The sequence below is a fragment of the Leisingera sp. G5_S3_59_S7 genome (assembly GCF_054968485.1).
Genome location: NZ_JBQKUH010000016.1, coordinates 1 through 16,420 on the forward strand (window position 1 = coordinate 1; position 16,420 = coordinate 16,420).

Annotated in this window: 16 protein-coding genes; 9 read left to right on the top strand and 7 right to left on the bottom strand. The window is 65.4% G+C overall.

From position 1 onward, the window contains the following. Positions 1-544: 544 nt before the first annotated feature. Positions 545-1,585, bottom strand: coding sequence for an OmpA family protein (locus ACTRWG_RS09355; RefSeq protein ID WP_027233802.1), 1,041 nt, complete (start codon positions 1,583-1,585; stop codon positions 545-547). A gap of 203 nt (positions 1,586-1,788) precedes the next feature. Between ACTRWG_RS09355 and ACTRWG_RS09360 the strand changes: the two genes are divergently transcribed. After that, the gene (locus ACTRWG_RS09360; protein ID WP_462829255.1) at positions 1,789-3,291 is read left to right on the top strand and encodes a caspase family protein; all 1,503 of its coding nucleotides are present in this window, start codon (positions 1,789-1,791) and stop codon (positions 3,289-3,291) included. Between the two features lie 399 nt (positions 3,292-3,690). Here ACTRWG_RS09360 and ACTRWG_RS09365 read toward each other — a convergent pair whose 3' ends face one another. From ACTRWG_RS09365 to ACTRWG_RS09390, 6 genes are all read right to left on the bottom strand, one after another. Further along, positions 3,691-5,274 (bottom strand): hypothetical protein, encoded by a 1,584-nt coding sequence (locus ACTRWG_RS09365; RefSeq protein WP_462829242.1) that lies wholly within the window; start codon positions 5,272-5,274, stop codon positions 3,691-3,693. Further along, positions 5,271-5,678: an ExbD/TolR family protein gene (locus ACTRWG_RS09370; protein ID WP_462829243.1), complete on the bottom strand. Its 408-nt coding sequence runs from the start codon at positions 5,676-5,678 to the stop codon at positions 5,271-5,273. Before ACTRWG_RS09370 ends, ACTRWG_RS09365 begins: the two co-directional genes overlap by 4 nt. Next, on the bottom strand, positions 5,675-6,085 hold the full coding sequence (locus tag ACTRWG_RS09375) for an ExbD/TolR family protein (RefSeq protein WP_462829244.1): 411 nt from the start codon (positions 6,083-6,085) through the stop codon (positions 5,675-5,677). The genes ACTRWG_RS09370 and ACTRWG_RS09375 overlap by 4 nt, the downstream gene beginning before the upstream one ends. Before the next feature lie 167 nt (positions 6,086-6,252). Then, entirely contained in the window at positions 6,253-6,870 is a 618-nt protein-coding gene (locus ACTRWG_RS09380; RefSeq protein ID WP_027233797.1) for a MotA/TolQ/ExbB proton channel family protein, read from the bottom strand. 3 nt (positions 6,871-6,873) lie between these two features. Then, positions 6,874-7,293, bottom strand: coding sequence for a hypothetical protein (locus tag ACTRWG_RS09385; protein WP_462829245.1), 420 nt, complete (start codon positions 7,291-7,293; stop codon positions 6,874-6,876). A gap of 66 nt (positions 7,294-7,359) precedes the next feature. Then, positions 7,360-8,205 (bottom strand): hypothetical protein, encoded by an 846-nt coding sequence (locus ACTRWG_RS09390; RefSeq protein ID WP_462829246.1) that lies wholly within the window; start codon positions 8,203-8,205, stop codon positions 7,360-7,362. 185 nt (positions 8,206-8,390) lie between these two features. Between ACTRWG_RS09390 and tssA the strand changes: the two genes are divergently transcribed. The 8 genes from tssA (at position 8,391) to tssG (ending at position 16,419) form a co-directional block, all read left to right on the top strand. Beyond that, positions 8,391-9,470 (top strand): type VI secretion system protein TssA, encoded by a 1,080-nt coding sequence (gene tssA, locus ACTRWG_RS09395; protein ID WP_462829247.1) that lies wholly within the window; start codon positions 8,391-8,393, stop codon positions 9,468-9,470. Between the two features lie 70 nt (positions 9,471-9,540). After that, complete coding sequence (tssB, locus tag ACTRWG_RS09400; RefSeq protein ID WP_027233793.1) at positions 9,541-10,056, top strand: type VI secretion system contractile sheath small subunit; 516 nt, start codon at positions 9,541-9,543, stop codon at positions 10,054-10,056. A gap of 15 nt (positions 10,057-10,071) precedes the next feature. After that, on the top strand, positions 10,072-11,568 hold the full coding sequence (gene tssC, locus ACTRWG_RS09405) for a type VI secretion system contractile sheath large subunit (RefSeq protein WP_027233792.1): 1,497 nt from the start codon (positions 10,072-10,074) through the stop codon (positions 11,566-11,568). Between the two features lie 68 nt (positions 11,569-11,636). After that, entirely contained in the window at positions 11,637-12,137 is a 501-nt protein-coding gene (locus tag ACTRWG_RS09410; protein WP_027233791.1) for an Hcp family type VI secretion system effector, read from the top strand. A gap of 92 nt (positions 12,138-12,229) precedes the next feature. Next, positions 12,230-13,033: a type VI secretion system accessory protein TagJ gene (locus tag ACTRWG_RS09415; protein WP_027233790.1), complete on the top strand. Its 804-nt coding sequence runs from the start codon at positions 12,230-12,232 to the stop codon at positions 13,031-13,033. Next, positions 13,026-13,523 (top strand): type VI secretion system baseplate subunit TssE, encoded by a 498-nt coding sequence (gene tssE, locus ACTRWG_RS09420; RefSeq protein WP_027233789.1) that lies wholly within the window; start codon positions 13,026-13,028, stop codon positions 13,521-13,523. The genes ACTRWG_RS09415 and tssE overlap by 8 nt, the downstream gene beginning before the upstream one ends. After that, entirely contained in the window at positions 13,523-15,400 is a 1,878-nt protein-coding gene (gene tssF / locus ACTRWG_RS09425; RefSeq protein WP_027233788.1) for a type VI secretion system baseplate subunit TssF, read from the top strand. The genes tssE and tssF overlap by 1 nt, the downstream gene beginning before the upstream one ends. Next, positions 15,364-16,419, top strand: a complete 1,056-nt coding sequence (gene tssG / locus ACTRWG_RS09430; RefSeq protein WP_027233787.1) for a type VI secretion system baseplate subunit TssG — start codon at positions 15,364-15,366, stop codon at positions 16,417-16,419. The genes tssF and tssG overlap by 37 nt, the downstream gene beginning before the upstream one ends. Position 16,420 lies beyond the last annotated feature (1 nt).

Sequence of the window (16,420 nt, forward strand, 5' to 3'; positions counted from 1 at the left end):
GATGGGTACAATCAAATACCCAAAGGCCGGGCGCCGGTCCCAGCACTGCGGCGTGTCTTCCACCTTGGCGAGCTGGTTGAAACACCTGTCCCCGCGGGGACAACACGGCAGACCAAAGTGGATCGACGCTGTGCCCAGTGTCCTTGCCGCTAACCCCCTCCGCATCGGGAGACGTGCTCCCGGGCCGCGGTGCCGGTACGCGCCGTCTGTGGTTTCATCAGCCTGTCCCCGCGGGGACAGAGAGTGGTTTCCGCTGACAGCGGGCGGAACCGCCGGCCCCAGGTTTGGCAGTGCCCCGGCATGGAAGGCAGTTTTACCTCCGCACATTCCCGGCAGGCCTGCGTGCCTCCGCGGGAACACCAGCCTTTAACCGTCAAAGAGTGTGAAAAACATCAGCCTGTCCCCGCGGGGACAGGAGACAACATCACCTGCCGGAGGGGAGCGATCCGCAGGAAAAGACCCGGCGCGATGGCCGGGTCCGGATGTGTTTTCAGCTGCTGTCCCCGCGGGGACAGCGCGCGGTGGTCCGGGGATTGCGCGCCGGTCAGTTCAGAACCTTGAACTCGATCCGCCGGTTTTTGGCCCGGTTCTGCACCGTGTTGTTCGGCACCAGCGGCGTGGTCTCGCCATAGCCGACGGACACCAGGCGCTCTGCCGGGATGCCCGTTTCGCGCAGATAGCTGTTGACCGCCGCCGCACGCTTTTCGCTTAGTGCCATGTTCCAGGCCGCCTTGCCCTGGCTGTCGGTATGGCCGCCGACCTCGACGATCATGCCGGGGCAGCGGCGGATGATGTCCGACAGGCTGTCAAGAAAGCCGCGGGAATTGGCATCCAGCCGGGCGGTGGAGGGGGCGAAGTTGACGCTGCGGCTGCGCGACAGGATTTCGAAACGGCCGGTGCAGGCCTCCCGGCTGAAATCGCCGCTGGCCTCCAGCGCGGCGGCGGCGCCAGCGGTCACTGTCCCCGCGGGGACAGCGGCGCTGCCGGGGGCAGTGCGGTCAAACAGAAGATCCAGGCTCACCAGGCCGACAGGGGTGATGGTGACACCTGCGGCTTCCTCCAGCTTTTCGCGGCCGGGGTTCAGCGCGAAATCCTCCAGCTTGAGGATAATCGGCTGCACGGTGGCCACGGCGACCCGGTCTTTGCCCAGCAGTGTTACCGCTACCGGCGCGGTCAGCTGGGCCTCGACCCCGTGCAGCGACAGGGTGACCGGCAGCTCGACCTGCTTACGCTGCACTGCAGCGAGGTCGGCGATCTGATCCGGGTCGATGCGGGCGGTGATGGTGGCCTCGGGATAGGTGAAGGTCTCAAAGAACAGGAACCGCATCCGCACGTTGCGCAGGTCGATGGAGGTATCGACGGAATCCAGCGCGATGTGGATTTTGGCATCGCCCTGTTCAGAAATGCTGCCGGAGAAGGCGGCAAAGCGGCTCGATTCCGCAATGCTGCCCTTTTTAATCGATATAAACCGGATAGCGGAGGATCCGGCGTTCAGCTGCCAGCCGTGCTCAAACGGGCCAGCGGCCAGAGCCGGGCGGAGAAAAAGAAATAAAACTGTTAAGATAGAGATGGTTAAGCGGAGCATGCGCGATCCATTCGAGTTGACGGACATGATTTCCCGGCCCGCGGGCGGGGACGGACGGTACCCTTCCAGTCTAACAGCAGGGTTGCTGCCGGGCGCAAGGGACGCGATAGTTTGGTAACCAAATACCCTTAATAATTGGGAAGCTGCCCCGGCCGCGGTCGCCGGGGGCAAAGAAGTGGAGCAGGAGCGTGCGAATTTTCGGGATGTGGATCCGGCTGGCTGTGCTGGCCGCCGCGGTGCTGGGCCTCGCCAGGGCTGCCTGGGCGGAGGAGCGGCTGGCGCTGGTGATCGGCAATTCGGCCTATGGGTCGGTGCAGCCGCTGGACAACCCGGGGCGCGATGCCCGGCTGATGGCGCAGACGCTGGAGCGGCTGGGCTTTGACGTCACCCTGGCGGTGGATGCGCGGCAGATCGAGATGAAGCGCGCCATCGGCCGGTTCGGGCGCAAGCTGCGCGGGGCAGGGGAGGACGCGACCGGCCTGTTCTACTATGCCGGCCACGGGGTGCAGAGCTTTGGCAGCAACTACCTGCTGCCGGTCGATGTGGCGCTGGCGGATGCTGCCGATCTCGACCTGATGGCGGTGGAGGCGCAGTCGGTTCTGCGGCAGATGGCGTCGGCCCGCAACCGCACCAACATCGTGATCCTGGATGCCTGCCGCAACAACCCGTTCAAGGCGGTTGCCGATCTGAACGAAAGCGGCCTGGCGGAGATGAAGGCGCCGACCGGAACCTTCCTGGCCTATGCCACCGCGCCGGGCGATGTGGCGCTGGACGGGGAGGGCGAGAACAGCCCGTTCACCGAGGCGCTGGCGCGCGAGATCGTGGTGCCGGGGGCGCCGGTGGAGCAAGTCTTCAAACAGGTGCGCCGGGCGGTGCTGGAGCAGAGCGGCGGCAGCCAGACGCCCTGGGACACGTCCTCGCTGGTGAGTGACTTCACCTTTGCCGCGGCGGAGCCGGAGGCGGTGATGAGCGCGGCGGAGATCGAGGAGGCGCAGATCTGGCGCTCGGTCAAGGCGTCGCGCGATGCAATGCAGATTATGCTGTTCCTGCGCGGCTATGGCGACGGCAAATACGCCGGCGAGGCGCGTGCGCTGCTGGCCAGCCTGATGGAGGAAGAGCTGCACGGCGGCACGGGGGCCGCGGTTGCGGTTGCTCCGGCGGAGCCTGCGCCTGCACCTGCGGCCGCAGCGGCGGATCCCGAGACGGCCATGTTCCAGGCCGCACAAGGCGACGGCAGCAAGGCCGCCTATGAGGCCTATCTGATGGCGTACCCTGAGGGCCGGTTTGCCGAGATGGCCGCCGCTGAGGTTGCGGCTCTGGCCGCCGGCGCAGGCCAGGACCCGCAGGCGGGCGCGGAGGCTCCGGCGGCTGCCGCCGAACCCGCGCCGGCTGCGGTGGCGCTGGCGGAAAGCGGGCCAATCACCTATGCCAGCCCGCTGGACACCGAAGCGGCGGCAATTTCAGGCCTGACTCTGGCCGAGGCGGTGACCCGGTCGCCATCGTTTCCGCCGGTGGAAGGCCTGCCGGAAAGCTATTGGAAGGACCAGTCCTGCAGCAGCTGCCACCAATGGACGCGGGAGCGGCTGTGCACGCAGGGAAACACCTACCTGAGCCTCAACATGCAGCGCTCGCTGGGAAAGCAGCACCCCTTTGGCGGCGCGCTGAAACAGGCGTTGAAGAGCTGGGCCGCGGGCGGCTGCCAGTAGTTTTGCGGGCCGGCTGCAAAAGTGCAGGGGAGGGCTCCCGCCTGCTCCGGTGCATTTCAGGAAATGCACGGTCCCAGTTGGGCGTGGCGCTGTGCTGCGCACAGCGCGGGTTGCGCCTTCGAAACCGCAAAAGATGCGTTGAACGAGTTCTGAGGCTTCATTGCTAAGAAGCGCTTGAGGGCAGGTTTGCCCATTAGCGCCTGCCCAAGTGCAGGCTGTCCCCATCCGCCTTTAGGGTGAGCCGCGCGTGCCGCGTGGCTGCTGGCGCGGCCCCTGACCCGGAAATGGGCGGGCGAGGGCGCTGCGCGTCAGCGCAGCGCCGGGCCCAAGGCCGCCAAGGTCCGGCGGCACCAGCCGCGGGCCTGCGGGCGCGGGAGCACTCCTGGTGCGGACTGGGTGTTACGGCGCGTGGGTGGTTATCAGGAAATAGACCCATTCGCCCTTGAAATCAGGGTGTTCCGTGCGGGCCGCTGCCACCTGGGTGCGCAGGAAATCAAGATATGGCGCTGCGGGCTCGCTGAGCGGGCGGGTGCCTTCGTACAACGGGTGCGAGGCGGCGAAGGCGACGGCGATTTCCTGGCCGTAGGGCGGGCCGACGGAGATTTGCAGGCCCGGGTCTCCGGCCTCTTTAGCGCCAACGCGCAGGGCGCTTTCGGGGGCGGCCTCTGTCAGCGGCACCAGCTCGTTCGGGCTGAGGTGCAGCACCGCGCCGCCAGCGTCAAAGTAATCAACATAAACGTAAGCGGGGTAGTCCGGCGCAGTGAGGTCGAAGAACAGCCGCTCGCCGCCGGAATAGTCGAGAACGCGGGCGTGGGCGTCGTCACCGACCAGCAGCGGATTGGTGATCTGATCCGTGCTTTGCGGCAGGCCGACGCTGGAAATCCCGGCCAGCGCGCCGCATTGCGGGCGGGGCAGCAGGCGCATCTGGTCGGAGACGGTGATGTCGGCGCCCATCTGGGCTTGCAGCGCCGCAAGGACCGGGCTGCGCAGCCCGTCCTCGGGCAGGTGGCCGCGGATCTCCAGCGTGGCGGTTTCCGGGACAAAGGCGGCCTGCAGGCGGGAGCAGGGGACGGCGGCGAGGATGCCGGAGACGCCATCGCGCAAGGGATCGCCTTCGGCCACCGCATCGCCGGGCTGCATGAAGGCCTGAAACGCGGCGAGGGAGACCGGGTCGATGTCGCCCGATCCGCCCTGGAACGCCAGCGCGGCCTTGATGCGGGGGGCGTCCGGGAGGACGGATGGCGTTTGCCGGGCGGGCGGAATGGTGTCCGGCAGCGGTGCGGAAACAGGCTGCGCCTCGGCACCGGGCTGGCTGACGGGAGGGGTCTGCGGCAGGGCTGCCGTGTTTGGCTGGGCCGTTGCGGCGGCGGTCAGCGGAGCGTCTGTGTTTGCCAGCGCCAATGAAGGCTTCTGCGCGGCGGCCAGCAGGACGGGCGCGGCGGTGGCGGCAGTGGCCGGTTGCACCGCGGCGGCTGCGGGGGCTGCCTGCTGCGAGGCGGCTTGGGCCGGGGCAGCTGGGGCTGATTGCGGCTCGGCCGCCTGGGCCGGTAAAGTAGCCGGACGGACGCCGGGCAGGCGGGCGGCAGGTGCGGAGGCGCTGGCGAGTTTGCTTGACGGGGCGTTGGCTGGGGCGGCGGCAGGGGCCTGGGCGACAGCTGGGGCAAGGCTGGCTGCCGGCGGGGTGGCGGAGGTGAGGCGGTCTGCTGCGGGGGCCTTTGGCTGCGCCTTCGATTGCGGGATGCTGCCTGCGGCGAGGCCCTGGCTTTGTGCTTGGGTTTCAGGGGCTTGCTCGCCTTGCGGTGCCTGCGGAACGGCCTCGGACCGGGGGATGCGGTGGGCTTGCAGGTGGAGGCTGCTTTCCGGCGCGGGCTGCTGCGGCAGCGGATCGGGGGTGAGCGAGATCAGCAGCGCGGCGGCGCCTCCGGCGTGGACCAGGGCGGAGGCTGCGAGCCCCAGCGCCCATATGGCCGGGGCGCGCATCACCCGTCTGTTTCCGGGGTGACCACCAGCACCACGTCCCTGAACCCCAGCGCCTCGCCCTCGGCGACCAGCGGCAGCACGTTGCGCAGTTCAGCCGCGCGGTGGGCGTTGATGCGCAGGCGCAGCTCCGGATCCTCTGTCAGCCGGGCAGAGAGGGCAGAGGAGAGGGCCTCGCGGGAGAGTTCCTCGCCGTCGAGTGCAAGGGCGCCTTGGGCGGAGACGGCCAGGGTGATGCCGCCTGCGGGCATGTCGCGGCCGGTGACGGCGGTGGCCGGGCGAACGTCGAACGGGGCGGTGGCGTCCATCCGGCCGATCAGCATGAAGAAGACCAGCAGGAAAAACACCACGTCGATCAGGGCGATGATGGTTTCCGTGTGCGGGTTGCGGGCCGGGCGGTTGAGCTTCATTGCGCCGCCTCCAGCCGCAGAACGCGCAGGCGGGTGACGCCGGCCAGCGCGGCGCTGTCCATCACGGCGATCAGTGCTTGGGTTTGGGCGGCGCCGGAGGGCAGGATCACCACTTGGGTGAGCGGTTCCTCAACAATGGCAGAAGCGAGAGTGGCACGGAGGGTGTCCTGATCCAGGGCGGTGCCGCGCAGCACCGGCACGCCGTCGGCGCCGAGGCGGATCATCAGTGTGCCTGCCGGGGATTGGGGGCGTCCCGCTGCCCCTTCGTAGGGTTCCACCGCCGGGATCATGTCGAGGTTCAGGTAGGTGGAGGTCACCATGAAGAACACCAGGAGTATCAGCATAACGTCGATCATCGGCACCAGCGAGATCAGGCCGCGGGGGCGTATGGGGCGGTTGAGGGTCATGGCGATCCTGCGGCGCCATCCAGAGCCAACGGAGCGCGAAGGGGCGCAGAGACCCGCGGGGGGCCGCAATCGCGCCGCCCCATGGGGGCGGGGTGCAATAGCCTGGCTGAGCGTGAAACAGCCGGCAGGCGGACCTGGGGGTTTATGATGCTAAGGCTGCGCATTGTTCAGCGCGACCCGTCGATCAGCAGCAGGCGGCCGGCGGCGCTTTCGATGGCTTGGGCGGCGGCGTCGATGCGGGCTGCAAACAGACCGGCGGCGACGGCGGCAGGGATGGCGACCATCAGGCCCGCGGCGGTGGTCAGCAGCGCCTGCCAGATGCCGCCGGCCAGGACCGAGGCATTGGCCGCACCCTGTGCCAGTTCCAGCTCTTGAAAGGACTGAATCATGCCCAGCACGGTGCCGAGCAGGCCCAGCAGCGGGGCGACCATGGCGATCAACTCCAAAAGCCGGATCAGGGAGTTCATCCGGCTGACCTCCTCATTGCCGCGGCGCTGCAGCTCGTCCTGCAGCAGCGGGCCGCGCAGGCCTTCCTGCAGGGCCTGCATGGCGTAACCCATTACCCGGCCGGCGGGGGATTTGTCGGTCTCGATGCTTAGCTGAGCGCGTGTGCGGTCGCCGTCCTTCCACAGATCCAATGCCTGCTCGCGGGACGCCGCGCCGGAGCGCACCGGCCAGAGCTGGATCAGTTTCACCGCGATCACGGTGACCGACAGCAGAGACATCAGCGCCAGAAGCGCAATCACCGGGCCGCCGGTGCCGAGCATTTCCCAGGTGCCGCTCATGGCTTACTTCACCAGCGGCGCGGCAGCGCGGGAGCCGAGCTCCAGGATCGGGAAGCAGTCCATCTGCGCCTCGTTCTGGGGCTGGCAGGAGGTGATGTCATGCAGCAGGATTTCGGAGATGTTGCTGCAGGCGATTTCCGGGATCTCGAACAGTTTCAGGGTGGTGCGCTGGACCGGCAGCGGCGCGGCGTCGATTGACAGGAGGCGGTCGATCACCCCGTTGCCGTCGAGAATGGCGAGCGACATCTCGAAGCCTTCGAAGCTTTTGCCGGTCTGGTTGCGGAACAGGAAAAAGGCGCGGCAGCCGCCGCTCTCGATCTCTTCGGTCTTGTTCAGCTCGACCTGCAAGGCGCCGGGTTCCGCCGTGGCGGCGAGCGGCAGGCAGATCAGGGCGAGGGCAGTCAGCAGGCGGGTCAGGGGCATCACTGTCTCCGGGGTCCGGTGGGATGCCCAGCCCGCAACCGCTGCGGGCCGGGCTGTTGTTCGGGGTCAGACCAGGGCTGTCAGCGCCTTTTCGATGCGGTCCATGGCATCGCGGGCGGAGTCGAGGTCGCGGCGTTTCAGGTGGCGGGCGGCAACATGCAGGGCGCGGGCCAGGCGGCCGCGGACCTTGCCGGGGGCGCGGGCGACATTGGCCTGCAGCGACTGGGCGCGCTTGACCTGCGCGCCCAGGCTGCGCTGATCCATCTCGCGCTGGCCGCGTTTCATCGCCTTGCCCTCATCCTCGCGGTCCTTGCCGATGCGGGCGACAGCGCGTTCGATCACCAGGATCATCGTCTCCGCCTCCTGCAGGCGGCCCTGATTGATCAGGCTGACGGATTTCGCCAGGGCGCGCTTGAGCTTCAGCTCCAGCGGGCCGGGGGCGAGGCCGATGCGCGGCTGAATGCGCTTGAGCCGGCGTTTCAGCGGCGCGACGGCCTTCTTGTCGATGCCGGGAGCGGAAATGCCGGCGGCGGTCTCCTCTGTCACCTGGCCTTCGGGTTTTTCCGGTTTGAGGCTGTCCAGCAGGTTGCCGCCGTCGTCGTAGAACAGCACGTTGACCTTGGGCTTGTTGCGCTTGAGGAATTTCTTGAGCTCGGTGACCATGCGCTGCGGGGCGGTTTCGCAGATCATTTCCATTGCGCCGGAGCGCACCACATAGGTGCCCCAGGCCATCGGCGGCCCGCCGCCTTCCTTCTTCATCGGGTTCTTCAGGGTCTCCGGTTTTTTGCCCGGCTGGATCATCAGAAGCGGGTCTTTGCTTTGGTCCAGGCAGAACGCAAAGCTCATCCGCTTCTTGGCGCCCTCGCGAACCATCGCTTTGACTTCCTTGCCGGAAATGCGCTCAATACTCATCATTCACCCGCCGCAAAAAGGTATCAAAACATTTGACTTTAAGATGCCGATAAGGCTCACTTAGGGTCAAGTTTTAGTTTGAGATTAGGACATCCTTAACCGCCAGTTCTGAAAAGGGCGGGGGGCTGCTTGACGTTACGTTAATTAGGCCGCAAAACCGGAAGAACAGCGGGGGGGGCGATTAGATGGATCCGGCAGTATTGCTGCAGTCCAAAGGGGACGATGCTCCCAGCGGCGAGAACCTCGAATACGATCCGGCCTTCACCGAGATGGAGCTGGCTGCGCAGCCCGGGGAAGAATCCGTGGTGGGCAATGAGACGATCGAGGCCACGGATCCGGATTACCGCGAAGTTCAGAAGAAAGCGCTGGAGGTGCTGGAGCGCAGCCATGATCTGCGCGCGGCGGTGTTCCTGGGCGATGCGCTGCTGCATTCCGAGGGGCTGACCGGGTTTGCCGGGGTTACTGCCTATATCCGCGGCTGCCTGGAGGACTTCTGGAAAACCTGCCATCCCGAACTGGATGAGGATGACGGTGATCCGACAATGCGGATCAACGCGGTGCAGGACCTGTGCGGCCAGCCGGACGGGATGGCGGGGCCGTCGCCCTTGTACCGGTCCTTGCGCCGGGCGCCGCTGACCGAAAGCCGCGGCTTCGGGCGGTTTTCGCTGCGGGATATCGAGATTGCCGAGGGCGTGATGATGGCGCCCGCGGACATGGAGCATATCCCGGACACAGCCACCATCGGCGCCGCCTTTCAGGACAGCGGCGAAGAGGTCCTGGCAGAACGGCTGTCGGCCATTGAGACGGCGGAGGAAAATGTCCGGGCAATTTCCGCGGTGTTTGACGAGCAGACACCGGGGCAGGGGCCGGACCTGAGCGCGCTGATCAAGCTGCTGCAGCAGATCGCCAAGCGCATCCGCGCCTATGGCAATGTGGGTGCCGCGGACGGCGGCGCCGAAGAAGAAGACGCGGTCGGCGGCGGCGCGGCGGAGGAGGCCGGAACGGCGGCTGCCCCGGCTGCTGCAGGCGGGCGCGCAGCGCCGGCGGCGCCGGGGGCGATCAACTCGCCCGCGGATGTCTCCAACGCGCTGGACCGGATCATCGGCTATTACCGGCGGGCGGAACCCTCCAGCCCGCTGCCGATCCTGCTGGAGCGGGCCAAGCGGCTGGTGGGGGCCGACTTCCTCACCATCATGAACGACATGGCGCCGCAGGGGGTGGACAACGTCAACCTCATTGGCGGCATCGAAGACGACGACGACTGACGGACACGGGGCATGCTGCGGCCGGTCCGGCCGCGGAGCCTGTGACAGCAAGACGAGTAAGGAGACCTAGATGGCCGGAAGTTCACAGAAATTCATTGCACGCAACCGGGCCCCAAGGGTCCAGATCGAATACGACGTGGAGCTGTATGGCGCCGAGAAGAAGGTGCAGCTGCCCTTTGTGATGGGGGTGATGAGCGACCTGGTGGGCAAATCCGAAGTGGAGCAGCCCGCGGTTGCCGACCGCAAGTTCCTGGAAATCGACGTCGACAACTTCGATGACCGGATGAAGTCGATGGCGCCGCGCGCCGCCTTCACCGTGCCCAACACGCTGACCGGCGAGGGCAACCTGGCGGTCGATATCACGTTCGAGAGCATGGACGATTTCAAGCCCGCCGCGATCGCCGCCAAGGTGGAGCCGCTGCGCGAGTTGCTGGAAGCGCGCACCCAGCTTTCGAACCTGATGACATACATGGACGGCAAGACCGGCGCCGAGGATTTGATCTCCAAGATCATTCAGGATCCGAGCCTGCTGAAAACCCTGGCCGCGCAGCCGAAACCCGGCGGTGACGCCGAGAGCGAAGAATAAAAGGGGAGGACAAAGATGGCTGAAGAAGAACTCCAGGCGGAAGCCGCTGCCGGTGAAGCCGCCTTTGGCTCTGCCGAATTCGCCAACCTGCTGCAGAAGGAATTCCGCCCCAAGTCGGACCAGGCCAAAACCGCCGTCGAAAGCGCGGTCAAGACCCTGGCTGAACAGGCGCTGGCAAACTCTGCGCTGATTTCCGATGACGCGCTGCGCTCGATCGAGAGCATCGTGTCGGAGATCGACAAGAAGCTGACCGAGCAGGTGAACATGATCCTGCACAACGAGGAATTCCAGCAGCTGGAAAGCGCCTGGCGCGGGCTGCATTACCTGGTCAACAACACCGAAACGGACGAACAGCTGAAGATCCGGGTGATGCCGATCACCAAAAAGGAGATGTCGAAGACCCTGAAGAAGTTCAAGGGCACGGCATGGGACCAGTCGCCGATCTTCAAGAAGATCTATACAGAAGAATTCAGCCAGCTGGGCGGCGAACCCTATGGCTCCTTGGTGGCCGACTACCACTTCGACCATTCGCCGCCGGATATCGAGCTGCTGGGCGAGATGTCCAAGATCGCCGCCGCCGCGCATGCGCCGCTGATCACCGGCGCCAAGCCGACGCTGTTCCAGATGGACAGCTGGGCGGAACTGTCGAACCCGCGCGATCTGACCAAGATCTTCCAGACCCCGGAATATGCCGCGTGGCGGTCCCTGCGGGACAGCGAAGACGCGAAATACGTGGGTCTTGCGATGCCGCGTTTCCTGGGCCGTCTGCCCTATGGCTCCAAGACCGACCCGGTTGAGGAATTTGCCTTTGAGGAAGACACCGCGGGAGCCGGAAGCGAGAAATACGGCTGGGTCAACGCGGCCTATGGCATGGCGGTGAACATCACCCGTTCGTTCAAGATGTACGGCTGGTGCTCGCGCATCCGCGGGGTGGAAAGCGGCGGCACGCTGGAGAACCTGCCCAGCCATACCTTCCCGACCACCGATGGCGGCGTCGATCAGAAATGCCCGACCGAGATTGCCATCGACGACCGGCGCGAGGCGGAGCTGGCGAAGAACGGCATGATGCCGCTGATCCACCGCAAGAACACCGATGTCGCCACCTTCATGGGGGCGCAATCGCTGCACAAGCCGGCCGAATATGACGATCCGGACGCCACCGCCAACGCCAATCTGGGCGCGCGGCTGCCGTATCTGTTCGCCACATGCCGGTTCGCGCACTATCTGAAGTGCATGGTGCGGGACAAGGTCGGCTCGTTCAAAAGCCGTCAGGACATGGAGTCCTGGCTGCAGGACTGGATCAACAACTATGTTGACTTCAACGCGGATATCTCCTCGGAGAACGAGAAGGCGCGCAAGCCTTTGGCCGCAGCCGAAGTGGTTGTGGAAGAGGTCGAGGGCAATCCGGGGTATTACTCCTCGAAATTTTTCCTGCGCCCGCATTACCAGCTTGAGGGGCTTTCCGTCTCGCTGCGGCTGGTATCGAAACTGCCCTCGGAAAAAGGAGGCTGATTTCCCACTCCCCAGCCTCAAACCCATCATACTGCAGTAGAGTTCTTAGTTTTTGAAAGGATAGAAAAATGGCTGCAAATATGTTCGTACACATCTCGGACATCGAAGGCGACGCGACCGAGGAACAGCACAAGAAATGGATCGTCGTCCAGTCCGCGAGCTGGAATGTTGAACGCGCTGTTGAAATGACCGACCTGGGCTCGACCCAGCGGATGCACGCAAATTCCAACTTCGGCAAAGTCGAGCTGACGTCGCAGATGGGCAAGGCGTCCAACGATCTGGCGCTGTCGGTTGCCAATGGCACCGTGCGCCCGGAAATCACCATGCACTGGTGCCGTTCGGGTGACAGCGCCAGCCAGGGCCTGCTGGTCTATTCGATCTGGAAGTTCAAGGATGTGGTGGTGGACAGCTATTCCATCTCCGCCAGCGAAGACGGCATTCCGGAAGAAACCTGGTCGCTGGCCTATGCCTCGCTGGAGCATGAGTACAAGTCGACCAACCAGAAAACCGGTAAACTCACCACCGAGGGCACCTTCAAGTGGAATGTGCAGACCGGCAAGGTCGAGTAACTCCTTTGGCTGGCCCCGGGCGTGTTTGCGCCCGGGGTCCGTTTTTTCTGACGTATTTCCAGCATCCAGTCCTAGTTGCGGAGTAGAGCCCCATGACACCCGAAGAGCATCTGAAAGCCGGTGATCCCAGGGCGGCGCTGGAGGCGCTGCAGGCCAAGATCAGGGCGGACGCCAGCAATCCGAAACTGCGGGTGTTCCTGTTTCAGCTGCTGTGCGTGCTGGGCGACTGGAACCGGGCAATTGCCCAGCTGAAGGCGGCGGCGGGGCTGGATGAAGGCGCCACGGTGATGGCGCAGGCCTACCGCGAGGCAATCATCTGCGAGGTCTACCGCGAGAAGGTGTTTGCGGGAGAGAAGTCGCCGCTGATCCTGGGCGAGCCGGAGGAATGGCTGGCGCATCTGATCGAGGCGCAGAAACTGCTGGCGCAGGGCAATCCCAAGGAAGCCGCAGAGCTGCGCGCCAAGGCGTTTGAGGCCGCACCTGCCAGCCCGGGCGAGATCAACGGCAAGCGGTTCGAATGGATCGCGGATGCCGACATGCGGCTGGGCCCGGTGCTGGAGACAATTGTTAACGGCAAATACTACTGGCTGCCGTTTGCGCAGATCGTCTCGTTCGAGGCGGAGGAGCCAAGCGACCTGCGCGACGCTGTCTGGACCGCCGGCACGCTGACGCTGGCAGGCGGCGGCGCTGTGGCGGCGATGATCCCGACCCGCTACCCGGGCAGCGAGAAGGCCGATGGGCTGTCGATGCTGGCGCGCGCCACCGTGTGGGAGGATGCCGGCGCGGAAACCTATACCGGTCTGGGCCAGCGGCTGCTGACAATCGGGGAAGAGGATATTGCCATCATGGATGTGCGCACACTCCGGATGGATGGGCACGGCGTAGAAAATGGCTGACAAGACACTGGCCGAGCGCCTGCAGCCGTCGCTGCTGGACCGGCTGACCGACAATGCACCTGGCGATCTGAAGGAAACCCGCGAGAGCCGGGTGATCGACCTGGTGCGGCTGCGGGAAATCATTCAGCGCGATCTGTCCTGGCTGTTGAACACCCAGAATGTCGAAAGCCATTTCGATGCGGAGAAATACCCGTCGGTGTCGGCGTCGGTGCTGAACTACGGGCTGGTGGAAGTGGCGGGTGAGGCCTCGACCTCTGAGAAGGCGGAGGCGATCCGGCGGTCGATCAAGCAGGCGATTGCCGCGTATGAGCCGCGGATCATCGACGGGTCGGTCGATGTGCGGCTGCAGGAGGGCACCGACGCCACCGAAATGACCGTGGGGCTGGAGATCCGCGCCGACATGTGGGCGCAGCCGATGCCGCTGGAGCTGTACTTGCGCAGCAAGGTCGATCTGACCACCGGCGAAGTCGAGATGGAAAGGGCCATGTGATGGATACACGGCTGCTGACCCATTACGAAAACGAGCTGAATTATCTGCGCGACATGGGCGCGGAATTTGCCGCCGCCTATCCCAAGATCGCCGCGCGGCTGGGGATGGAAGGGGTTGAGGTTCTTGACCCTTACGTGGAGCGGCTGCTGGAGGGCGCCGCCTTTCTGACCGCGCGGGTGCAGCTGGAGCTGGAGCTGCAGTATCCGAATTTCACCTCGAACCTGTTGGAGATCATCTATCCGCATTACCTGGCGCCGACTCCGTCGATGATGATCGCGGCGTTTGAGCCGGATGCGGCGAACTCTGCGGTGAAAAGCGGCTATGTGCTGCCGCGCGGCTCCACTTTGCGGTCGCGGCTGACCGAAGGCGAGCAGACGCCCTGCGAGTTCCGCACTGCTGCCGATCTGACCATGTGGCCGATCGGGATCACCGAGGCGCAGTATATCGACGGGCGTGGCGAGCTGGTCGCGGCGGGCGTGGCCACCGGCTATGACGCGCGGGCGGGCATCCGGCTGCGCATCAAGCGGATCGACGGCGACCCGATCAGCAAGCTGGAGATGGACAAGCTGTCGCTGTACCTGTCCGGCGCGGCGGGCAACAGCTGGCCGCTGCTGGAGCTTTTGTGCACCCAGGTGCAGGGCATCGTGGCGCGCTCCACCGACCGGCGGGCGGACTGGCAGCTGCCGCTGCGCGGCGCCAAGGTTGTGCAGAAGGGGTTCAGCCCGGAGGAGGCGCTGCTGCCGCTGCCGCGCCGGGTCTATGACGGCTACCGCCTGCTGCAGGAATATTTCGCGATGCCGGAGCGGTTCCGCTTTGTTGAGCTGCAGGGGCTGCGGGCAGGGCTGGAGAAATCCGCCGGCAATGAGGTGGATCTTTATATCCTGCTGCGCGAGGGCATGTCCGAAGTTGCCCCGATTGTGGTCCCGGAAGTGTTCCAGCTGAACGCGGTGCCCGCGGTGAACCTGTTCGAAAAACGCTGCGACCGGGTGCGGATTGCGCCGATAGATACGGAGCACCACGTGATCCCGAACCGCACCGCCGGTCTGGATTTTGAGGTTTACGCCCTGCAAAGCGTGGTCGGGATCAGCGGCGAGGGGGAGGACGATGTGGTGTTCCGCCCGTTCTATTCCGCCAATGATTTCACCGCTGCGGGCGAAAGCCACCCGGCCTATTACACGGTCAAGCGGCGGATGCGGCAGCGTTCGGAAAAGGAGCGTTTGCGCGGAGTGCGCAGCTCTTATCTGGGGTCGGAGGTGTTTCTGACGCTGGTGGACCGGTCGCAGGTGCCCTATTCGCCCGGGCTGGAGCAGCTGGCGGTCACTGCGCTGTGCACCAACCGCGACCTGCCGATGCTGCTGGCCACCGGCAATGACGATGTCTTCCACCTGCCCGAAGGCGGGCCGGTTAAGAAGGTGACGCTGCCGGTGTCGCCGACCCGCCCGCATCCGACGCTGGCGCAGGGGGATACCGCCTGGCGGCTGATTTCCCACCTCAGCCTGAATTACGTGTCGATTGCCGAAACCGGCAAGGGCCAGTCGGCGGAGGCGCTGCGCGAGCTGGTGGGGCTTTATGCGCCTTTGGGCGACCGGGTGACCGAAAAGCAGCTGGAGGGCATCCTGTCGGTCGGCGCGCGGCCCATCGTGCGGCGGATGAGCGATGAGATTCTGTCGACCGCAGTGCGCGGACTGGAGATCACGCTGGGCTTTGACGAGAGCTTTTTCGAGGGCAGCAACATCTATGCGCTGGGGGCCGTGCTGGAGCGGTTCTTCCGCGGCTATGCCAGCATCAATTCGTTCACGGAGACCGTCCTGAAAACCGAAAAACGCGGGGAAATTGCCAGATGGCGACCGGAAAAGGGCCTTGGCCGGATGATCTGAGCCACTACGGCCAGCTGGCCATGGAGCCTGAGAAACACCACGTTTTTCAGGCCCTGAGGGTATTGGAGGCGCATTTCGGCGACGCCCCCCGCCTTGGCGAAAGCCGCCGCCCGCGCGAGGACAAGCTGCGGCTGGGGCAGGAGGCGGAACTGGCGTTTCCGCCCTCGACCATTGCCGCTTTCAAACCTGCCGAAGGGGACAAGCCCGCGGTGCTGACCAACCGCTTTTTCGGCCTGTTCGGGCCGCAAGGCCCCTTGCCGCTGCACCTGACGGAATACGCCCGAGACCGCAAACGCAACCACCGCGACCCGACGATGGTGGCCTTTGCCGACATGCTGACGCACCGGCTGATGAGCCTGCTGTACCGCGCCTGGACGCAGGGCTCGCCCGCGGTCAGTTTTGACCGGGCCGATGACCCGATGGCGCGCAAGGTGGCGTCGCTGATCGGCTATAACGGCTTCAAGTTCGCCGGCCGGGACGAAATGCCGGACCTGGCCAAGCTGCATTTTGCCGGCCACCTGGCCCGCGGCGCGAAAAACCCGGAAGGGCTGGTGTCGATCCTGGCGGCGTTTTTCGAGGTGCCGGTCTCCTTGGAGGAATTTGTCGGCAGCTGGCTGGAGCTGGAGCCGGACGACCGCTGGGGCTTGGGTTATGGCGGGCTGGGGCACAGCACCAGCATCGGCAACAAGGTGTGGAGCCGCACCGCCAAGTTCCGCATCCGCATCGGGCCGCTGACGCTGAAAGATTACGAGCGGCTGCTGCCAGGCGGGGAGGCATTGAAGCGGCTGCGCGCCATTGTGCGCTCATATGCCGGCGATGTGCTGGACTGGGATGTGAACCTGGTGCTCGCGGGCGATGAGGTTCCGCGGGCAAGCTTGGGCGGTACCACCCGGCTGGGGCACACCAGCTGGATCCGCTCGCGCCCCGATCCGGATGCGGACCAGCCGGACGTGAATGATTTGTACCTGTACCCGGGATTTGGCGCCGGGGCTGAAGAGCGAGTAGAGGGAGGGATTTGAG

Excerpts from the sequence above, each read along its gene's own strand:
- tssE (WP_027233789.1), top strand. The coding sequence starts at position 13,026 with ATGGCTGACAAGACACTGGCCGAGCGCCTGCAGCCGTCGCTGCTGGAC.
- ACTRWG_RS09355 (WP_027233802.1), bottom strand. The coding sequence starts at position 1,585 with ATGCTCCGCTTAACCATCTCTATCTTAACAGTTTTATTTCTTTTTCTC.
- ACTRWG_RS09390 (WP_462829246.1), bottom strand. The coding sequence starts at position 8,205 with ATGAGTATTGAGCGCATTTCCGGCAAGGAAGTCAAAGCGATGGTTCGC.
- tssA (WP_462829247.1), top strand. The coding sequence starts at position 8,391 with ATGGATCCGGCAGTATTGCTGCAGTCCAAAGGGGACGATGCTCCCAGC.
- ACTRWG_RS09360 (WP_462829255.1), top strand. The coding sequence starts at position 1,789 with ATGTGGATCCGGCTGGCTGTGCTGGCCGCCGCGGTGCTGGGCCTCGCC.
- tssG (WP_027233787.1), top strand. The coding sequence starts at position 15,364 with ATGGCGACCGGAAAAGGGCCTTGGCCGGATGATCTGAGCCACTACGGC.
- tssC (WP_027233792.1), top strand. The coding sequence starts at position 10,072 with ATGGCTGAAGAAGAACTCCAGGCGGAAGCCGCTGCCGGTGAAGCCGCC.
- ACTRWG_RS09385 (WP_462829245.1), bottom strand. The coding sequence starts at position 7,293 with ATGCCCCTGACCCGCCTGCTGACTGCCCTCGCCCTGATCTGCCTGCCG.
- tssB (WP_027233793.1), top strand. The coding sequence starts at position 9,541 with ATGGCCGGAAGTTCACAGAAATTCATTGCACGCAACCGGGCCCCAAGG.
- ACTRWG_RS09410 (WP_027233791.1), top strand. The coding sequence starts at position 11,637 with ATGGCTGCAAATATGTTCGTACACATCTCGGACATCGAAGGCGACGCG.
- ACTRWG_RS09370 (WP_462829243.1), bottom strand. The coding sequence starts at position 5,678 with ATGAAGCTCAACCGCCCGGCCCGCAACCCGCACACGGAAACCATCATC.
- ACTRWG_RS09380 (WP_027233797.1), bottom strand. The coding sequence starts at position 6,870 with ATGAGCGGCACCTGGGAAATGCTCGGCACCGGCGGCCCGGTGATTGCG.
- tssF (WP_027233788.1), top strand. The coding sequence starts at position 13,523 with ATGGATACACGGCTGCTGACCCATTACGAAAACGAGCTGAATTATCTG.
- ACTRWG_RS09375 (WP_462829244.1), bottom strand. The coding sequence starts at position 6,085 with ATGACCCTCAACCGCCCCATACGCCCCCGCGGCCTGATCTCGCTGGTG.
- ACTRWG_RS09415 (WP_027233790.1), top strand. The coding sequence starts at position 12,230 with ATGACACCCGAAGAGCATCTGAAAGCCGGTGATCCCAGGGCGGCGCTG.